The sequence below is a fragment of the Candidatus Baltobacteraceae bacterium genome (genome assembly GCA_035502855.1).
Taxonomy (GTDB): Bacteria; Vulcanimicrobiota; Vulcanimicrobiia; order Vulcanimicrobiales; family Vulcanimicrobiaceae; genus Aquilonibacter.
In genome coordinates this window covers 15417-33751 of record DATJTX010000038.1, presented here as the reverse complement: position 1 = coordinate 33751, position 18335 = coordinate 15417, and the positions used below count along the sequence as shown (strand labels likewise).

Sequence of the window (18335 nt, the reverse complement as noted above, 5' to 3'; positions counted from 1 at the left end):
GCCATACTAGGCTTGGTCATCGTGGTTTCCTTTCGTGTCGATTGTTTTCTGCAAAAACAACCTTCGCCGAAAGCCACGGTGGCCGCTCTCATTTATGCGGCCAGGATAGTCCTCTCATACACCACGGCCTGGGACACGATCTGGATGGTTCTTTTTGGTGCGGCGGTGACAAAACTAAGCAAAAGACAGCGCTTCTCCAGCTCGACGATATTATTTCCGGCTTGCCGTTCAATGCCATCTGCTGCGTTCTTCAACGCGACAAATACCTAGAGAAATGGGGCACGGACGCCCCTAATGAAAGTCTTCCCCATAAGCACCTTCCGAATCACGCTTACGTTATGATGCTTAGCTTTATGGCGGAACGGATCGCCCTGTCCTTGCAGGCGCATTTCGGCGGCGCACAGGGTAGGCTGGTGCTGGAGGCGCGAGATCCTTTAGGCGACGCCCTCCTGCAATATGAATTCGCGCGGCTTTTCCTCGATGGCACGGCTTATATTTCCGCTGCGTATTTTCGCCATCAGTTTCTGCCGGGGCTCAGGTTTATCACGAAGGATTCTAATAGCAGCGGAATGCAGCTTGCCGATCTTCTCGCTCGACCGTGTGCGGACAAAGTCCTGGATCCAATGAGCGATCCTCCGCGCTGGGGCATCTTTCAGCGCAAGCTATGCACCGGCCGCGTTACCGCAAACTCCATCCTCGGGTTGAAAGTGATCCCATGGGACGAATCATACGAGTGCATGCTTCCGGATGAGGCCAATAAATAACCAAGGGGCACCGCTTGCGCGATCCCCTCGGGCGACTAGGCAAGAGCCATAGCCTCAAGTTAATTATATTGATTCTCGCCTGCTTAGTCAATTAAGCCTAAGACCACTGCGATCGCCCGCCACATGCTACGCGTTGCCCAGGACGTCGCGGTCTTTTTGCGAGTAGATGTTCAGCAGCACGCCGACGGCGGCAAAATCGGTCAGGATCGCGGACCCGCCGTACGACATGAAGGGCAGCGGAATGCCGGTGATCGGCATGATGCCGATCGTCATGCCGATGTTGACGAGAATGTGGAAGAAGAGCATCGCCACGATTCCGGCGGCGAGCAAAAATCCGAAGCGATCGCGCGCGGCGATCATCGCGCGGATCCCACCGTAGAGGAGCGCGATGTAGAGTACGATCAGCGCCAGCGCGCCGATGAAGCCGAACTCCTCGGCCAGCACGGTGAAGATGAAATCGCGCGAATGAAACGGCACGAACTTGAGCTGCGTCTGCGTGCCGTGATGCAGACCGCGGCCGAACCACTCGCCGTTCCCGACCGCGATCTTCGACTGATTGAGATTGTAGCCCGAGCCCTGCGGGTCGGCATGTGGATTGAGGAAGACGAACAGCCGCGCCTTTTGGAACGGCTTGAGCACGGCATTGGTGCCGACCGCGGCCGCTCCCGCGATCAGCACCGCGAGCACGTAGATCGCGAAATCGCCCAGCTTCGGTAATCCGAAAAACAGCTGCACCGTCAAGATCGCCCCGATCACGAGCGCGGTGCCGAGGTCGGGTTGCTTGACGATCAGCAGCGCGGGAATCGCCGCGGCGAGCAGCGGCTTCCACAGATCCTGAATGCGGTCGAAGGTGTTGCGGCAGAGCACGAATGCGATCGAGATCGCCAGCACCAGTTTGGCGGGCTCGGAGGGTTGGAAGGTGCCGAGCGGCCCGAGCGAGATCCAACGCTGCGCGCCCATTGCCGAATGACCGCCGCGGAGAATGAAGATCAACAGCAACAAATTGAAGACGTACAACGCCGGCGCCAAGCGCCGCCAATTGCGATAGTCGATCAACGAGCAGCCGAGCATCAGCGGCACGCCCATGATGATGTAGAGGATCTGTTTTTTGTATTCGCCCGAAGCATCGGGGTCGTGCAGATCGGCCGACTGGATGCACATGATCCCGATCGCCGAGATCAGGATGGGAGCGATCGCGAGCGGCCAGTTGAAATTGCGAACGTAACGCCGCGTGTCGATACCGAGTGCGAGAACTGCCATCTATCTCCGCTTTCGCATGCAGAGAGCACGCAGGTTCAGCGTGCGAGCGCGGCGGTGACCCGGTGTCCATCGTCCCTGTTCGTCACGCGCCGCAATGCCGTCGAAGAATTGGCTCTTTAGTTCATCGGGCAGAAAGAAGTCAGGCGGTTCGTACGTGTATGGCGTATGACAATCTTCCAGCACCTGGTAATCCGCAGCGACAAAACGTTCGCGAATACTCAGCATCGACCGCGTCACGGTTCGGTATTTTCCCTGGTCGAGAAAAAGAAAGACCGTGTCGCGCGGCGCCGCGCGCCCGATTCTTTCGATGCACTCGATCGCGCCGGGACTATCGGCAAACTCGTTGAGGCAATGCTGAAACACGACAAGGTCCGCATTCGCCACGGTTTGCGGCACGCCTTGACCGCGTCGACGAAGGTCCACCGCGCCGGATTGAAGTTCAAGGACGACCTCTGGCGCAAACAGCCCGACCAGCGCCGTCGTAATCTGATGTGTCCAGGCCCAGGCCTCCACGTATTGGTCAAAGACGGACGCGTTGAGCACCTTAGGACCGACATTTGCCCTGTTCATCGAGAATGCCGTCGCGAGTAACTCCGGCAGGGAACCGCCGCAGAAGAACACCGCGGAGAGATCACGTGCGGGAAGAAGCCCTTGTATCCTCGCGAGCGCATCACAGCCCGCAGCAGTGTAGTTCGCGTAGTAAAGCAATAGGTATGTGGCGATGACATCTTGATCATCGTAGGCGATCTCGACTTCCGCGGCGTCAAACCCTGCGCGAATCGTCGGGATGTGCGGTTTGAGCCTAAGGCACAGCCCTGCTCGGTCAACACCGAAATGCCGGCTCAGTTGAGCCAGCAAATTAGGGTATAGGCGCCGACGCAGTTCCTCCAGTTGCAACCACCCGAAATGTGAGGTTTATTCTTTCACCGCGGACCTTTCTCTCCTTCGGTACGCTATGCCGGTACTTCGCCTGAGAACGGCCCTGCATTAGAAGGAGGCTTCCACTTTCCAGCCGCAGCGAAGCCTCGTCTTTTGGATCGCTCGTCTTTCGAAGCTTGAAGAGGCGCGGCGTACCCAAACTCAGCGAAGCGATCGTCGGCTCCGCGCCGAGCTCGGGTTCGTCGTCTGCGTGCCACGAAAGGCTGTCGTCACCGTTTCTATAGCGGTTTAGTAAGACACTGTTGAAACGAACGCCAACGAACGAGTAAAGCTCGTCGACCATTTCCAGCAACAGCGGCGTCCACGGGTTCGGCTCGTTACGCAGGCCAGAGTAGGTGTACGCGGCCCCGGGATCACCGTACCACGCCGTCAGTCGAGGCGTTGGAACGCTGCGCCCATAGATCTTTAATAACTCTTGCTTCCACGGAACCGACGTCAACAACGCGTCGAGCATTTTCAGCGAAGCTTTTTCGCTATAGAAGTGGCGAAAATAGAGCAAATCGTCGTCACCGAAAATCCGCACCGCGTGCTCATGTGCACAAACCGCGCCGGTCACGCTCGCCTCAAACAGACTCGGATTCAGCATGTCCGCATACCCCTATAGTATACCGAACGTAACGTCGAGGGTCCATTAGTGCGCCGCGGCGGGATTCTGCGCTGGCGGCTTCTTGCGCCGCCGCCGGCGCGGCGGAGCGCCGCCGTTCGCCGGCGGATCCGGCGGAGCCGGGGGCGGGCTCGGACGGCTTACCGAGACGATCGGAATGTTGGCCAGCATCGCGAGCGCGCGATCCTCGCGCTCGAAACTCACCTCGACTTTGTCGCGATCGACTTCGACGTAACGCGAGATCACGTCGATCAGGTCGCGCTTCATGTTCTCGACGATGTCGGGCCCGAGCGCCAGATGATCGGTCATCAGCACCAGCCGCAGCCGCTCCTTCGCGGTCGAGCTCGAGCTGGGCGCGCCGAAAAATTTCTTGATCCAGTCGATCATGCGCGCCGCCCTCCGAAGAACGAGCCGAGTTTGTCCACGAACGACTCTTTCAAGAGGGGAGCCGGAGCGGGAACGTCTTCGCCCGCGACGCGCGCCGCGATCGCGTGATACGCGCTCGCCGTTTCGCCGTCCTGACGCAGGGCAAGCGGTTCGCCTTTGTTGGTGGTGATGATGATCTCCGGTTCGTCGGCAATGACCCCGAGCAGCGGCAGCCGCAGGATGGCGTTGACATCTTCGACCGAGAGCATCTTGCCCTTCTTTACCAGTTGCGGGCGCAGCCGATTGATGATCAGCTGCGGCTTGAACCGATTACCGAGCAAGCCGACCACGCGATCGACGTCGCGCACGGCCGAGACCTCGGGCGTGCAAACCACGATCGCCTCGTCGGCGCCGACGATCGCGTTTCTGAAGCCGAGCTCGATGCCGGCCGGACAGTCGATGAGCACGAAATCGAAACGCTCCCGCAGGCGCGCGATGAGCGCACGCATCTGTTCGGTCTCGACTTCCTCCTTCTCGCGCGATTGCGCCGCGGCGAGCAGCACCAGCGTCTCGCTGTGCTTGTCGGGCACGAGCGCCTCGTCAAGCGTCACCTTGCCTTCGAGCACGTCGAGCACGTGATACTTGACGCGGCTCTCGAGGCCGAGCACGATGTCGAGATTGCGCAAACCCACGTCGGCGTCGACCAGCGCGACGCGGGCGCCGCGGGCGGCCAGCGCCGTGCCCAAGTTCGCGGTGGTCGTCGTCTTGCCGACGCCGCCCTTGCCCGACGTAATGACGATCGCGCGTCCCAGTTTTACCGCCGGAGCGGCGAGCGCATCGTGAATAGGTTGGTGCATAGCCATCTACCCCGCCTTGAGTGCGCCGAAGAGTTTGCCGAAGAAACCTTGCGAGTCGAAGCTGGTGAAGGGCACAACCTCACCTTCGAGCCGCCGCGCGATCTTCTCGTAGATGACGCCCAATCGCGCCGCCGGTTCGAGCACGACCGGTTCGCCGCGATTGGTCGTGTCGATGATCTCGGCATCGTCGGGAACGATCCCCAGCAATTCGATCGCGAGAATCTCGCACACGTCCTCGACCGAGAGCATATCGCCGGTGCGCACCATCTCGGGACGCAGACGATTGACGATCAAGCGGATCGGCAGCGCTCGGTCGTTCAACTTTCCGACCACGCGATCGGCGTCGCGAATCGCGCCGACCTCCGGTGTCGTGACCACGATCGCCTCCTTCGCGCCGGCGACCGCATTGCGAAACCCGCCCTCGATGCCGGCCGGACAGTCGATCAGCACGTAATCGGCACCCTCTGCGGCCTGGGCGATGATCGCCTCGAACTGGGTCTCGGTGATCGCGTCTTTGTCGCGCGTCTGCGCTGCCGGCAGAATCGCCAGCGATTCGAAGCGCTTGTCCTTGATCAGCGCCTGGCGCAATTGACACCGGCCCTCGGCTACTTCGACCAAATCGAAGACGATGCGCTTTTCGAGCCCGAGCACCAGGTCGAGATTGCGTAGTCCGATGTCGGCATCGACGAGCACCACGCGCATTCCACGCTTGGCAAGCGCGGCGCCCAGATTTGCCGTGGTCGTCGTCTTGCCGACGCCACCTTTTCCCGAGGTCACGACGATGCGACGTCCTGCCATGTTAACCGGGTACCTCCGCTGCCTTGGAAAACGGCGCGATCGTAATGCGACCCGCGCGAATGAATGCTACTTCCGGTTCCGACATCATGCGCGCGTGATCCTCGTCGAGCGCGATGCATGTTGCGATGCGCAATTGCGTCGCTTGCAATTGCAACGCGTAGACTTTCGCACCGTCGTCACCTTGCGCGCCCGCGTGCGCGACGCCCAGCAAACGGCCGAAGACGACGATGTCGCCGGTTGCGACGAGTTCGGTTCCCGGATTCACGTCGCCGACGACGACGATGTTGCCGGCGTGATGCAGCGCTTGCCCGCCGCGCAGCGTACCGACGTGATAGAGCGTGCCGGGCGGCGGCGCGACTTGCAGCATCGGCATTGCGGGCGCGGGCGCTTCGCTCGCCCGCTTGCGGCGCTGCGCGATGTCGGCCCTCGCACCGGCGAAGTCGGCGACGAGCGAGCGCGCCGAATCCGAGAGTTTGAGCTCGCGCTTGGGACGCATCGCGCGGCGTCGCGCGAGCTCTTCGGGCGCCGGCGCTTGCTCGAGCCCGTTCAACGCGATGCCGGCGGTCTCGAGCACGGACGCCAGCTGCGCCACCTGCTCGGACGAGAGCGCGGGTTCGCCCTGAACGACGACGGCTCGCGTGCCCGTGTAGAAGCCGGGCCGCTCCCCAAGGCGAGCGGTCAGCTCGGCGATCACCGCGTCAAAGTCCCAACCGGCGAGGTGGATTTCGAGGCCCTGGCCCCGCCCCCGAATCAGCGACATTGGCCCCGTTTTACCGAGGGGTCGGGGGGCGACCCTGTCGCCGTCCACAGGGACTCGCAAGTTCTTGCGGTTATACACATCTCGTGCACACGGTTACGGACGGCACGCTCCGCCCGTTGTATCGAAGCCGAGTCACGCCGTAACATGGAGTGAGTACCTCCGATAAAGGATGCCAGCCCTATGATCCGTCGCATCATCGCCTTCCTTACTATTGTGCTTTTCGCCGGTGCCATATGCCCGGCACCGGTTGGCGCGACCTCGACCCAAACCGAGATCGAGATGGGGCGGCAGGAAGACGAGCAGATCGTCGACACCAGCGTGATCGAAACCGATCCGCTGCTCAATGCCTACGTCAACAAGATCGCCGGGAACCTCTGGAAACAAGTCGACCGCAAAGACATCCCCTACAACATCAAAGTCATCAAGGATACCACCGTCAACTCGTTCGCGACGCTCGGCGGCTACATCTACATCGACGAAGGATTGATCGACTTCGTGCAGTCCGACGACGAGTTCGCCGGCGTGATCGGTCACGAAACCGGCCACATCGAGCGCCGCCACGTGCTCACCTCGCAATCCAAACTCGAAGGGCTCAACCTGCTCTTCGGTATCGCCGCGATGTTCTCGCCGATCATCTACGAGTTCGGCAACTTGATGGAGGCGAGCGCCTACGCAAAGATCGAGCGCGAGGACGAATTGCAGGCCGATCGCACCGGCTTGCAGCTGATGGCGCGGGCCGGGTACGACCCCGAGAACATGAAGACGATCATGGAGCATTTAGGCGTCCTCGAAGACGAGCACAGCGATCTGGTCGCCAAGTATCTCGAGGACCATCCCGATCCCAAGGCTCGCGTCGCGCATCTCGACGGGTATCCCGAACTGGACCCCAAGGTCGTGACCGAGGAAGAACGCCTGGTGCAAGCGGCCAACGATCGCGAGCGCGCGCGCTATAGCTTTTCGGCGATCAAGTTCGAGAGCATCCTGAAGGCCGAGCCGAACAACGCCGAAGCGCTGCTGGGCCTCGGGCAAGATCAGATCGCGCTGGGCTTCCCGAACAAGAGCGTGCAGACGCTCGCCGAAGCGGCGCAAATCGGATCGCCGCAAACCAAGGCGCTCGCGCTCGAACGGATCGCGGAACTGCGCGAGGTGCAGGCTAAACGCGTACTGCTCACCCAGCCCGATCTCACCGGCCTGCGCACCGCCTTCGCCAACGCACAAACGGCGCAAGCCGCCGCGAATACGGCGATCGCGGCCCGCCGCGACGAAGGGCGCTCACAGCTCAAGCAAATTCAAGCCCGCACCGACGCGCTGCAATACGAGATTCCGAATTTCCAAAACGTCAACATCCAGCGCGGAACCAAGCTGGAGGCGATCTACAAGAACCTGATGGAGATGTCGCGCTCGCTCAATTCGGCGATGGACGACGCCGGAGCGACGATCAACGGTGTCGGCTCGCTCGACCGCGGCAAGGAGTCGGGTTTGCTCAAGTTGAGCAACGGTATCCTGGACCAGATGCAGCAAACGCTCAACGCCACGCCGATCCCGACCGATCAAATCGCGATCCTTCCCTCGTATCCGAGCATCTTCGACGAGCTGCAGCGCGCCGATTCCGATATGATCCGCAGCATCGACGCGGCCCGCGCCTCACTCACCACGCTCGACCAATCGCTCGGCGACCTGGACGACTACTTCCGCGCGCTCAACAACGCGCCGCTCAGTTTTCGCGGTGACATCAGCCAGTCCGAGTACAACACGCTCAATCCCATGATGAAGACGGCGATGACCGAGCTCGACAACGCCGCGACGCAAGCGTCGCAGTCGGCCCAGCTCTACAACATGGCCCGGACCCGCCAGCTCTCAACGGAGATCACCCTGCTGGGCGTGGGCTCGTCGCCCGAGCGGTACCAAACGCTGCAGTACGCACTGCAACAACGCTTCGGTTTGGACGGTATACCCTACGAAGAGATGGTTCACGACAACATCACCGCGGGCGACGTCGTGGTCGCGACGATCCTGGCCGCCGACATCAAGTCCGAGCCGGACGACATCGTGGACCAGATGATGGCCGAGAAGAAGTCTCCGGTCGATCTGGCAGACGAGCACGGGATGCACGCCTGGCCGCTCGAGATCTTCACCGGCCTGATCTATCTCGACTACACTGACGATCCGGCAAAAGAATTGGAAGGCACCTAACACCGTGGCATCGGCACTGGGCGCGCGCGATCTCTACCGGCTTGTACGTAACGGCATCGACGTCAAAGGCGTCCATGCCCACGTGCGCAAGCCGTTCCGGTTTTTGCTGTGCGGGGATCCCGCACTGATCGCGCAGATGCGCACGCTGCTGCTCTCCGGGCACGACGATGACTCCGTTCCGCCCGACGCAGCGGCGTGCATCGAAACGATCACGCCGAACGCACCGCTGATCACCAATGCGAGCGAAGTGCGAGCCGTGATCTTCCTGGGTCAGACCGGCGACCGCGGCGCGAGCTTGGAAACGCTGCGAACGCTCAAAGTGCCGATCCTCGCGCTCTACGTCGATCCGCAAGGCGTGCCGTACGGTCCGGTGAACGCGCCCGCCCCCGGCACCGTCGGCGAGTACATCGTCCCCGCAATTTCGAAGGAGCCGCTGCGCGCTCGCGTCTTCGTCCACCTCGTCGAAGCATCGAAAGGCGTGGAGATCGCGGTGGGGCGCCGACTGCCGCCGCTGCGCGAGACGGTCGCCGCAAAGCTGACGCGCGACGCTGCCAACAACGCGCTCAAAGTCGCGCTCGCGAGCGCACTGGTCGATCACATTCCGGTGGTCGGCGTCGTGCTCGGTGCCTTCGCGTCAGCCGGCGACATGGTCGCGATCACCGGTTTTCAGATGATGCTGCTGCTGCACATCGAGGCGACCTACGGCAAAGATCCCGACGTGCAGCGCATGTGGAAACTCTTGCCCGTGATCGGCGGCGGCTTCGGCTGGCGCACGCTGGCGCGCGAACTCGTCGGCTTCGTGCCGGTCGCAGGCGTCGCGATCAAAGGCGCCATCGCCTACGCCGGTACGATCGTCGTGGGGGAGAGCGTAACGTTCTTTCTCGAACACGGCTCGCACATGAGCAAGGCGCAAGCTTCGCAGCTCTACGATCGCACCAAAGAAGACGCCCTGCGCTTCGCCCGCGAGCTGGCCACCCGCTTCAAGCGGAAGTAGCTCCCCCTTGTGGGGGCTACGCTCGGGATGACAAAGTCGGCGCGACGTTCGCAATTACAACGCGCTACAGCCGTTCCAGCAAATCCTCGTCGGCGAGGCGCTGTAAGTCGAGCGGCACGCGCGGGCGCACGCGCTCGGCGAGTTGCCGCGCAATCGCGGCACGCCGTCCCTCGACCAACTCGGTGCGGCGCTCCAAAAAGCGGCGAATGATCGAGCGCTCTTCGCCGCTGACATAGGCGGTTGCCGCGTACACCGGTTCAGCCACCTCGCGCAGCATCGCCTGCGGCGATTCCATCCGCGCCTCGCGCACCACGATCGTGCCGGCCGCCATGTCGCCGATGCGTTTGTTTTGCGGTGAGGCCACGGCGACCACCGCCGAGACCGCGTAGTAGCCCAACAGCGCCTCGGCCACGCGGATCAGATTACGGATCAACGCGGCCATGAAGTCGACCGGATAGCCGCCGTCGCGCACCACCCGAATGCCCAACATCCGTTTTCCCGGCGTCTGTCCGTGCGCGAACGCCTCGAAGAGAATGAAGTAGCCGAAGAAGATGAGGAACAGAACCACGACCAACAGCGCGACGCCGAGATTTTGCACGAACCGGCCCGCGCCGCCGTGCGCAGCGCGAATCGCTTGGAACGAAAGGTGAGGAGCGGCAACGCTCATGCCCCAGAGCAGCAAGAGCAGGATCGCCAGCTGAACGACCAGGTCGATCGTGACCGCGAGGAAACGGCTGCCGATTCCCGCGAGTTCGTAGGAAAAGGCGATCGACTCGGGTGTGCGCACCTCTAGGGTTCGGTCCATTGCCGGAGTACCTAAGACGAGGTGACGCAAGCCACCTTCGTTGAACGGCGAACCGCCGCGTGGAACGAACTCGATTCGCTGCTCGCGCGAGCGAGCCGCGGCGGCGTGCGCCGCCTCCAAGCCGAGCAGGTCGAAGCGATCGGGCGTCTGTATCGCGCGGCGACCAGCGATCTGGCCTACGCCAGCGGGCGCGGCTACGACGCGCGGCTGATCGTCTATTTGAACCGGCTGGTGGCGCGGGCGCACGCCTACGTCTACCGCGGCGCGGCGGTGACCGGACGCGAACGCGTCGTTGAATTCTACGCGCGAACGTTTCCGCGCGAGTTTCGCCGCTCGTTCGGTTTCTTCGCGATCTGCGCCGCGATAACGGTCGCCGCGGCCGTCGTCGCCTACGTGCTCGTGCGCACGCATCCGGGCACGGCCTACTCGCTGCTGCCCAGCGCGATCGTCCCCGATCAAATCAAAAGAAGTCTGCACGATTCCAACTTCGCGTTCGATCCATCGGCGTCGCCCGCGATGTCTTCGATGATCATCACGAACAACGTCAAGGTCGCGATCTACGCCTTCGCCGGCTGCGCCACCCTGGGACTTTTTACCCTGTGGATCATCTTCTTCAACGGGCTGATGCTCGGCGCGCTCGGCGCGCTCTTCACCAACGCCGGTTTCGGCCCGGACTTCTGGGCGACGGTCGCGCCGCACGGCGTCATCGAGTTGACCGCGATCCAAATCGCCGGCGCCGCGGGGCTGCTGATTACAGCGGGCATCCTCGCGCCGGGACGCTTGCGCCGGCGCGACGCGATTGCCGCGGCCGCGCGCCGCGCCGGCGTGCTGATCGCGGGCGTCGCGTCGATGCTGCTCGTCGCCGGGACGATCGAAGGTTTCTTCTCGCCCCTGCGCTTGCCCGCGTCCGATCGCATCGCGTTCGGCGCGGCGACGGCGGTGCTGCTCGTGCTCTACTTCGGTTTCGCCGGGCGCACGGAGGTCACAACAACCCGCGGGATTTGATGCGCAGGTACTCGTCGATCGCGGCCAGTGACATTTTCTCGGCGGGCACGTCGAGCACCAGCACGCCCGCACGTTGCAGCGTGCGCGCCGCCAACGCGCGTTCGGTCGCAAGTCCCACTGCCACATCGAGGCGATAGGCCTCGTCGACGTCGCGCGGCACGCTCGCCAGCGTCGAGCTCACCGCCGCGTCATTCATGAAGATGCAGAGCACCACGTGCCGTTTCGCGAGCGTTCCCAATTCCGCCAGCACCGCGCTTTGCGCGACCGGGTCGATCACGTCGGTAAAGAACGCGATCAAACTGCGCCGGTGCAGATGCGCGCGCAGATAGTCGAACGCGCGCGCGTAATCGGATTCTTCGAAGCGCGGTTCCACGTCGCAGACCGCATCGGCGAGCGCGCGCACCGAGGCCGCCGTCGAGCGCGGCGCACGCGCAACCACAATGCGCCGCGCGAACGCGACCACGCCGACCCGGTCGCTTGCGAGCGACGCGATCGACGCGAGCGAAAGCCCGGCGGTGATCGCGTAGTCCAGCTTGCGCTGCGCGCCGATTCGCGCCGTCATCAAGCGCCCGCAGTCGAGCAGCAGCATCACGTCCTGGCTGCGTTCGACCTCGCGCTGCACCACCATCAGCTTGCCGCGGCGTGCGCTCGCCTTCCAATCGATCGAGCGGAACGCATCGCCGCTCTCGTAGTCGCGCACGCTCTCGAACTCCGTACCGGAACCGCGCAGACGCATGCGCCGCAGCCCCGCCTCGACCAACCGGTTGCGCACGTGCAGCGAGCCGTAGCGCTCGACCGCGGAGAGATCCGGGTAGACGCGGATCGGCGCGGGCGCCTCGATCACCGTGCGCCGGCGAATCAGTCCGAGCGCGCTTTCGTACCAAAGGTAGATTCGCGTGAACGCATCGCTGCCGCGCGCGACCGGCAGCGCCGCCGCGTCCACGCGCACTTCACTGCGCGCCGGCACCAGCGCGACGAGTTCTTCCTCACCGAGATCCAGCGTGCGCAGCGGCGCTTCCACCAAACCGGCGCGCAGCGAGCGGCGCGAACGGTTCTCGATCGTGTACTCGAGCTGCGCGCTGCGCCGCAGCGCGAGATACGAGGGCAGCGCGCGCGCGACGCTCAGCTCGCGCGGCGACGGGATGAGGGCCAGATCGAGCAGCGTTCCCAGCGCAAGCACCCCGCCGAAAGCGATCGCGAGCGGTGCGCAGATCGGCGCACCGGGCGAGCACGCCAGCACGAGCGCGATTGCGGCCAGCATCCACAGCGCGCGCCGCGAGAACCAAAACGGCAGATAGCTCCTAGCCACGCGGGACCGGAACGGCGGCGAGAACCTCGGCCAGCACCGATGCCGCGGTTGCGCCTTCGATCTCGGCTTCGGGCTGCACGATCAAGCGATGCGCGAGCACCGGCTCCGCAACGTCTTTCACGTCGTCGGGCGTGGCGTAATTGCGGCCGTCAATGGCGGCCGCGGCCTGCGCGACGACCAGCAGCGTAACCGCCGCGCGCGGCGATGCACCCAGCGCCAAGCGCGCGTGCGAACGCGTCGCGGCGGCGACGGCGAGCGCGTACGCCTGCACTTCACCCGCAACGTGCACGGCGCGCACGGCGGCCTGTGCCGCGATGATTTCATCGGCGCCGGTGACCGGAGTAATACCGGCGATCTCGAGCGCACGCGAGTCGAATCCGGCGGCGACGCGCGCGAGCAGATTCAGTTCCTGTTCCCGGGCGGGATAGCCGGTCGTCACTTTGACCGTGAAGCGGTCGAGCTGTGCCTCGGGCAGCGGATAGGTTCCTTCGTACTCGATCGGATTCTGCGTCGCGCAGACGATGAACGGCTGCGGCAGCGCGATCGGCGTGCCGTCGATCGTGACGCGCCCTTCTTCCATTGCTTCGAGCAGCGCGGCTTGCGTCTTCGGCGGCGTGCGATTGATCTCGTCGGCCAGCACGACGTTGGCGTTGATCGGCCCGGGTCGCACGCTGAACGTCGCGCTCTGCGGATTGAAGACGCTCGTCCCGACCACGTCGGAAGGCATCAGATCCGGCGTGAACTGAATCCGCCGGAACGGTACGCCGAGCGCGGCCGCAAAGGCGCGCACGGCCAGCGTTTTTCCGGTGCCGGGTACGCCTTCGATCAGCACGTGGCCGCGCGAGAGCAGCGCCACCAGCAGCCCAAAGGTTACGCGCTCGCTGCCGACGAGCGCCGTGCCGATCGCGACACGCAGACGCGCGGCCAAATCGGCGAGCGCGCAGGGAGAGGGGTTCACGCGTGTTCCTTTCGTTGCGCGGCGTAGATCGCCGCAGCGCGCAGTACGAGCGCCTCGCTCGGGTGGCGAACCGCCGCGAGTTCACGCAGCTCGGCTGATTTCGGATAGGCGCGCGCGAAACGCTCGATCGCCGCCGCGCCCGCGTGCGCGCGGCGCAGCAACGTCGCCATCGAACGCACGTAATCGGAGGAATCGCGATCGCCCGGCGGTTCGCGCACGAGCGGCGGCGTGAAGGGCACGTTCGCATCGATCAGCGCAAGGACGACGGCCAGCGTGGCGAGACCCACCGCGATGTGGACGGAGCGCGGCAACACCGCCCACAGCGACTGCGTGCGATCGTAGCCGTGCACGCGCTCGTCGAAGGCTACCGGCCCTCTCCCGGCGAGCGCACGATAGACCGCGAGCGCGCGCTGCGGCGTTTTGCTCAGCGCGAGATTGGTGTAGTCGCGCACGTCGAACACGCGCAGGTGCGGTGCGCGGCCGAGATTCGCAATGGCGCCGAAAGCCACGACCCAGCCGCCGCCGTCCATGAATGCGCGCAAGCGTTGCAGATCGTTCGCATCGTAAGCGCCGTCGGTGACCGCCAGCACACGCACCGCCGGATCGAGCGTGCCGAGCGGTCCTTGCAGGCGCGAGAGCGGAATTCCCTCGCGCTGCAGCACGTCGTAGAGCGCGCGATAGCCGTTCGGTCCGGTATCGAAGGTCGACGCCGTCGATGCCGGCGTCCCGAGCGACGCGCTCGCGAGCAGCAGCAGCACGGCAAGGAGCACGACCAGCGCGACGACTTCAGCGACGCGCGTGCTCATGACGCCGCGCTCGCCGCGAGCGCGTCGTACGCGGCGCGCGCACGCCGCCACGCCGCCTCGTCGGCACCGACTTGCGCGTAAGCGGCCGCGGTGTAGAGGCGCGCGATCTCGACGAATGCCGGTTCCAGCCGGCCGTCGCGTTCGTGCAGCGCGCGGCGCAATTCGCCCACCGTCAAGGATTGCTCGTCGCGGACGACACCGCGCAGGTCGAGCAGCGTGACGACCGCGATGAAGAGCAAGCGGATCGCGCGCGCGTACTCACCGGCCGCCGCCGCCTGCGCGGCCAGCGCCGCCAGCGCGTGCGCGCTGCGAGCCGGAGCGAGCGCGGTCGCGCGTTCGCGCCGCACACGATCGAGATCGAGCTGCGCGAGCAGATGCGCGCCGATCAGTCCGATCGCAACGACGCAGAACGTGACGATCGCATCGCCGATCAGCGCGGTTCCCGTCTTGCCGATGTGCACGTGGCGTGCGATCTGGGTGAGCAAGTCGGTCCAGCGGTCCCACAACCACGTCAATATCTGCTCGAGGAGCGACGGATGCGTAACCGCCGGCGCGAGATGATAACGGCCCGGCACCGCCAGCTCGGCCCGCACCGCCTGCGTGATATCTACCGGCGGTTGCGCGCTCACGTTGGGGCCGTCAGGCGCTGCAGATCGTCCTCGAGATCCAAACCCTCGGCACGGGTGCGCACGTCGTAGTAATACACCGCCATGAGCACGGTACCGAACGCGGTCAACATCGCGTTGATCAGCGTGCTGACGATCATCTGCAAAACGTCGCTGTGCAGGACCGAGACGATCAGCAACGCGAGGCTGAACGAAATCAGCAGAGCTCCGATTTGCAGCACCACATAGCACAGCGCCATCAAGAGTGCTTTCGGATACTCGCGCCGGTTGAAGATGCGCTCGAAGCCCTCACCGATCGCCTCGCCGGGACGATCGTCCTCGATCGTCGTGGCATAGAGCGCAAACACGCACACGATGAACACCGTCGCGAAAAACAGGGCAGCGACCAGCACCACGACGACGAAGACCACGAGCGTCGGAATGCTGAAGAGCGGCACCCGGCCGGTAGCCGCGACCGAACCGAAGAGCACGATCGTCAGCGTAATGGCGAGCGCGAAATAGATGCCGAGCAGGATCAGTCCGCAGAGTACGGTCGTTCCAAAGAGCGCCGCCCACCGGCGCAGCACGCGGCGAAATCCGCCGGCGTAGCTCGGCGTATGTCCGGAATAGATCGTGGCAACGCCGACCGCAACGGCGTTGTTGCAGAAAGGCGCCAGCAGCAGCACGAACAGCGCGACGAGAATGAGCGTGCCGAACTGCGGCGGAAAATACGGCGTCCCGCCCGGATGCTGTAGTTGCGAAAGGATTTGCGTGAGCTCGGCGCTGGAACGGGTGGTGTAGAAATATTCCGCCAGCCCGGCCGGCGCGAGCAAGGTGAGCACCGTCAGCGTGAACACCACGAAGTTGCGCACGTAGAACGTGACCGCACGATCGAAGATCTCGCCGATCGTGAGCGCGCGCAGCGCGGGACGCTCCGAAGTGTCCATGGCGCCGCCGTTCTTGAGGATTCCGCGCCCCTCCTATGGTACTGGAGACCCATGCTCATCGGAACGTTACGCGCGATCCGGCGCTATCCGGTCAAGAGCTTGCGCGGCGAAGTGCTGGATGCGTGCGCGGTCTTTCCCGAGGGCCTGGAGGGCGATCGGGTCCGCGCGCTGATCGCGCCCGAAGGGCATCGGCGTGCCGGAACGACCTACCGCGGCAAGGAGGACGAACGGCTTCACCGCCTCGGCTCGGTCGACGGTCTGCGAGTGGTGGAGGACGTGGAGGGACGTTTCATGGATGACGCGCCCGTCTCGCTCCTGGCCGACCGCTGGCTCGACGGCCTCTCGTCATTCGTCGGGTATCGCGTCGAGTACGAACGGTTTCGTCCGAACTTCTTCATCGAAATGGAGCCCGGGATCGCGATCGACGAGCCGGCGCTCACCGGCCGTGAACTTCGCCTGGGTGAAGTGACGCTGCGCGTGCGTTATCCGATCGAGCGCTGCGCCGTACCGACCTACGATCCGCAGGGCGGCGACGCCGATCCGCGCATCTTGCGCTACGTTGCGCAGGCGCGCTCGAACTGGATGGGGATTTACTGCGACGTGCCGCGCGCCGGAACGGTGCGCACCGGCGATTCACTCGAACTCATCGAGCGCTGAACCTCGCGCACGATATGTTCGAGCGCGTCGATATAGGCGAGGAAACGTTCGCGTCCGGCCGCGGTGATGCGCACGATCGTCTGCGGCCGGCCCGAACCCGTGCGCCGCTGCATCTCGACGATCTCGTCTTCGGCCAGCGCGTGCAGATGCCGATTGAGATTCCCGTCGGTCAGCGCGCACGCATCCTGCAATTGCGTGAACGACACACCGTCGGGATGCGTAACCAGCGCCGAACAAATCGCCAAGCGCCCGCGCTCGTGAAAGACGCGGTCGAGATCGGTTGCACTCATGGATGCACCCGCCGGTCGCGCGCTACGAGGATGCCGATCGCGATTTGTCCGATGCCGAAACCGAGCGGCAGCACCCACCACGCGAGCGCAATGGCCGAAGGCGTGAACAGCAAGACGATGCCCGCGATCAGGAAGAAGGCGCTGATCGGCAAGACCTCGCGCGGCAACATCGTGCGCGACGCAAACAGACCCACGCCGTAGCAGCCGTACCAGATGCCGGGCAAGAACCAAAACGCGTCGCGCGCGAGCAGCGCCAGCGTCAGCGCAGCGCCGAGCGCGATCGCCGGAAGGATCGAAAGCCCGACGGTACGCGTCTGCCAGCGATCGCGAACGCTCGCGTCGCTCACGAACCAATGCGCGATCGAACCGTAGTTGACGATCGCCGCCGCGGTTCCGCAGACCACCCAAATCGAGGCATAGATGCGGTCGCCGTAGCCGCTGTGCGGATTGCCGATGAGAAAGGCTTGCAGCAGGCCGGCGATGATCGCCAAAGCGCCCGACGCAACCGCCGCGGCGCCCGAGTAGCCGCGAAAGCGCTGCGTCATCGCCAGACGGTCGCGGACCTCGGCGAGGTCGAGCACGGCGCGTTCGATGTCGGTCATACTGTACTTTGTATCACAAAGTCTAATCCGGCGACAACGCGGGCACTGCGCCTTCGTGCATGAAGCGCCAGGCCGGCTTCACCCTGCTCGAAACCCTGGTCGGTGCGGCGATCGCGGCGGTGATCCTGTGGTCGCTGATCGCGTTTGCCGATCGGGCGGTGAACTGGGCGGTCGCCGCCAACCGGCGCCTGAACGCCGGAGCGAACGCGGCCCGGCTGGTCGAGCGCCTCTCCAGCGAAGCAGAGGGCGCCTGGGCGGTCTACGTCCCCGCCGCCGACGCGTTCGGCCGCAGCAACGCCGACGGGCACGAGCTCGATTTCTTCGCCGAAGACGGCGCGCACCGCACGTACAGTTGGTCGTACGACTACGACGCTTCCGCGCAGACGCTCACCCGCTACGCGCTCGTCGCCGGAAACGCGCCGGTCGCCGGCGACGTGCTCGCCGACATCGACGGATTCGTCGCGAGCCCGCAAACGCTCGCCGCGCTCGCCGAGCGCTCGAGTCCGGCCTACGATCCGCTCTTCGCTTCAGCTGCTGCAACCGATGTGCCCTACGCATTCGCAGCGATGCCCGGCGCGATCGGCGGAAACCGATTGGTCGCAGTAACCGTCGTCGCAAGCGGCGTCGATCGCAGCGTGGTGCTCGCGAGCGAAGACGCCCCCACTGCATTTACCGTCGTCGTGAACTATACGCCGTCGCCCGCGCCGCTGGTAACGCCGACCGTTACACCGCTGACGCTCACGCCCTGATATCGCTGCGTTTACCACGCGGGAAAACCGTGTAGCGCAGCGCAGTACATGCGTTCCACGATGGGAG

Annotated in this window: 21 protein-coding genes; 6 read left to right on the top strand and 15 right to left on the bottom strand. The window is 64.3% G+C overall.

All coding sequences use genetic code 11. The annotated features are described in order from the left end of the window. A partial coding sequence (locus VMF11_15170; GenBank protein HTU71642.1) for a hypothetical protein occupies window positions 1–764 on the top strand: 764 nt, incomplete at its 5' end. A 126-nt stretch (window positions 765–890) separates the two neighbouring features. On the opposite strand, the gene rodA is transcribed toward VMF11_15170, so the two are convergent. Genes rodA through minC form a run of 7 tightly spaced genes read right to left on the bottom strand, consistent with a single transcriptional unit; the run spans window position 891 to window position 6348 of the window. After that, window positions 891–2024 (bottom strand): rod shape-determining protein RodA, encoded by a 1134-nt coding sequence (gene rodA, locus VMF11_15165; protein ID HTU71641.1) that lies wholly within the window; start codon window positions 2022–2024, stop codon window positions 891–893. Beyond that, window positions 2025–2882, bottom strand: coding sequence for a hypothetical protein (locus VMF11_15160; protein ID HTU71640.1), 858 nt, complete (start codon window positions 2880–2882; stop codon window positions 2025–2027). Between the two features lies 1 nt (window position 2883). Beyond that, the gene (locus tag VMF11_15155) at window positions 2884–3549 is read right to left on the bottom strand and encodes an alpha-ketoglutarate-dependent dioxygenase AlkB (protein HTU71639.1); all 666 of its coding nucleotides are present in this window, start codon (window positions 3547–3549) and stop codon (window positions 2884–2886) included. A 45-nt stretch (window positions 3550–3594) separates the two neighbouring features. Further along, a complete protein-coding gene (gene minE, locus VMF11_15150) occupies window positions 3595–3954 on the bottom strand; it encodes a cell division topological specificity factor MinE (protein HTU71638.1) in 360 nt (119 codons plus the stop codon). After that, window positions 3951–4790: a septum site-determining protein MinD gene (gene minD / locus VMF11_15145; protein ID HTU71637.1), complete on the bottom strand. Its 840-nt coding sequence runs from the start codon at window positions 4788–4790 to the stop codon at window positions 3951–3953. The genes minE and minD (VMF11_15145) overlap by 4 nt, the downstream gene beginning before the upstream one ends. A 6-nt stretch (window positions 4791–4796) precedes the next feature. Continuing rightward, window positions 4797–5588 carry a septum site-determining protein MinD gene (gene minD / locus VMF11_15140; GenBank protein HTU71636.1) on the bottom strand — a complete coding sequence of 264 codons (792 nt, stop codon included), beginning with the start codon at window positions 5586–5588 and terminating at the stop codon, window positions 4797–4799. 1 nt (window position 5589) lies between these two features. Continuing rightward, window positions 5590–6348: a septum site-determining protein MinC gene (gene minC / locus VMF11_15135; protein HTU71635.1), complete on the bottom strand. Its 759-nt coding sequence runs from the start codon at window positions 6346–6348 to the stop codon at window positions 5590–5592. Window positions 6349–6528: 180 nt separating this feature from the next. On the opposite strand from minC, the gene VMF11_15130 reads away from it, so the two are divergent. After that, a complete protein-coding gene (locus VMF11_15130; protein ID HTU71634.1) occupies window positions 6529–8541 on the top strand; it encodes a M48 family metalloprotease in 2013 nt (670 codons plus the stop codon). A 4-nt stretch (window positions 8542–8545) separates the two neighbouring features. Further along, window positions 8546–9535, top strand: a complete 990-nt coding sequence (locus VMF11_15125; GenBank protein ID HTU71633.1) for a hypothetical protein — start codon at window positions 8546–8548, stop codon at window positions 9533–9535. A gap of 64 nt (window positions 9536–9599) precedes the next feature. On the opposite strand, the gene VMF11_15120 is transcribed toward VMF11_15125, so the two are convergent. Continuing rightward, window positions 9600–10340 carry an RDD family protein gene (locus VMF11_15120; protein ID HTU71632.1) on the bottom strand — a complete coding sequence of 247 codons (741 nt, stop codon included), beginning with the start codon at window positions 10338–10340 and terminating at the stop codon, window positions 9600–9602. 21 nt (window positions 10341–10361) lie between these two features. Between VMF11_15120 and VMF11_15115 the strand changes: the two genes are divergently transcribed. Further along, on the top strand, window positions 10362–11345 hold the full coding sequence (locus VMF11_15115; protein HTU71631.1) for a stage II sporulation protein M: 984 nt from the start codon (window positions 10362–10364) through the stop codon (window positions 11343–11345). On the opposite strand, the gene VMF11_15110 is transcribed toward VMF11_15115, so the two are convergent. Genes VMF11_15110 through VMF11_15090 form a run of 5 tightly spaced genes read right to left on the bottom strand, consistent with a single transcriptional unit; the run spans window position 11323 to window position 15970 of the window. Beyond that, window positions 11323–12654, bottom strand: coding sequence for a DUF58 domain-containing protein (locus tag VMF11_15110; protein ID HTU71630.1), 1332 nt, complete (start codon window positions 12652–12654; stop codon window positions 11323–11325). The genes VMF11_15115 and VMF11_15110 overlap by 23 nt on opposite strands. After that, a complete protein-coding gene (locus tag VMF11_15105) occupies window positions 12647–13612 on the bottom strand; it encodes a MoxR family ATPase (protein ID HTU71629.1) in 966 nt (321 codons plus the stop codon). The genes VMF11_15110 and VMF11_15105 overlap by 8 nt, the downstream gene beginning before the upstream one ends. After that, window positions 13609–14418, bottom strand: a complete 810-nt coding sequence (locus VMF11_15100) for a DUF4350 domain-containing protein (protein ID HTU71628.1) — start codon at window positions 14416–14418, stop codon at window positions 13609–13611. The genes VMF11_15105 and VMF11_15100 overlap by 4 nt, the downstream gene beginning before the upstream one ends. Beyond that, window positions 14415–15047, bottom strand: a complete 633-nt coding sequence (locus VMF11_15095) for a DUF4129 domain-containing protein (GenBank protein HTU71627.1) — start codon at window positions 15045–15047, stop codon at window positions 14415–14417. The genes VMF11_15100 and VMF11_15095 overlap by 4 nt, the downstream gene beginning before the upstream one ends. Further along, a complete protein-coding gene (locus VMF11_15090; GenBank protein HTU71626.1) occupies window positions 15044–15970 on the bottom strand; it encodes a hypothetical protein in 927 nt (308 codons plus the stop codon). Before VMF11_15090 ends, VMF11_15095 begins: the two co-directional genes overlap by 4 nt. Window positions 15971–16021: 51 nt before the next feature. Here VMF11_15090 and VMF11_15085 point away from each other — a divergent pair, with 51 nt between their 5' ends. After that, window positions 16022–16627 (top strand): MOSC domain-containing protein, encoded by a 606-nt coding sequence (locus VMF11_15085; protein HTU71625.1) that lies wholly within the window; start codon window positions 16022–16024, stop codon window positions 16625–16627. Here the strand turns inward: VMF11_15085 and VMF11_15080 are convergent. Further along, complete coding sequence (locus VMF11_15080) at window positions 16561–16917, bottom strand: transcriptional regulator (protein HTU71624.1); 357 nt, start codon at window positions 16915–16917, stop codon at window positions 16561–16563. The genes VMF11_15085 and VMF11_15080 overlap by 67 nt on opposite strands. After that, entirely contained in the window at window positions 16914–17519 is a 606-nt protein-coding gene (locus VMF11_15075; GenBank protein HTU71623.1) for a hypothetical protein, read from the bottom strand. Before VMF11_15075 ends, VMF11_15080 begins: the two co-directional genes overlap by 4 nt. 59 nt (window positions 17520–17578) lie before the next feature. On the opposite strand from VMF11_15075, the gene VMF11_15070 reads away from it, so the two are divergent. After that, a complete protein-coding gene (locus VMF11_15070) occupies window positions 17579–18268 on the top strand; it encodes a prepilin-type N-terminal cleavage/methylation domain-containing protein (GenBank protein HTU71622.1) in 690 nt (229 codons plus the stop codon). Window positions 18269–18335: the final 67 nt, after the last annotated feature.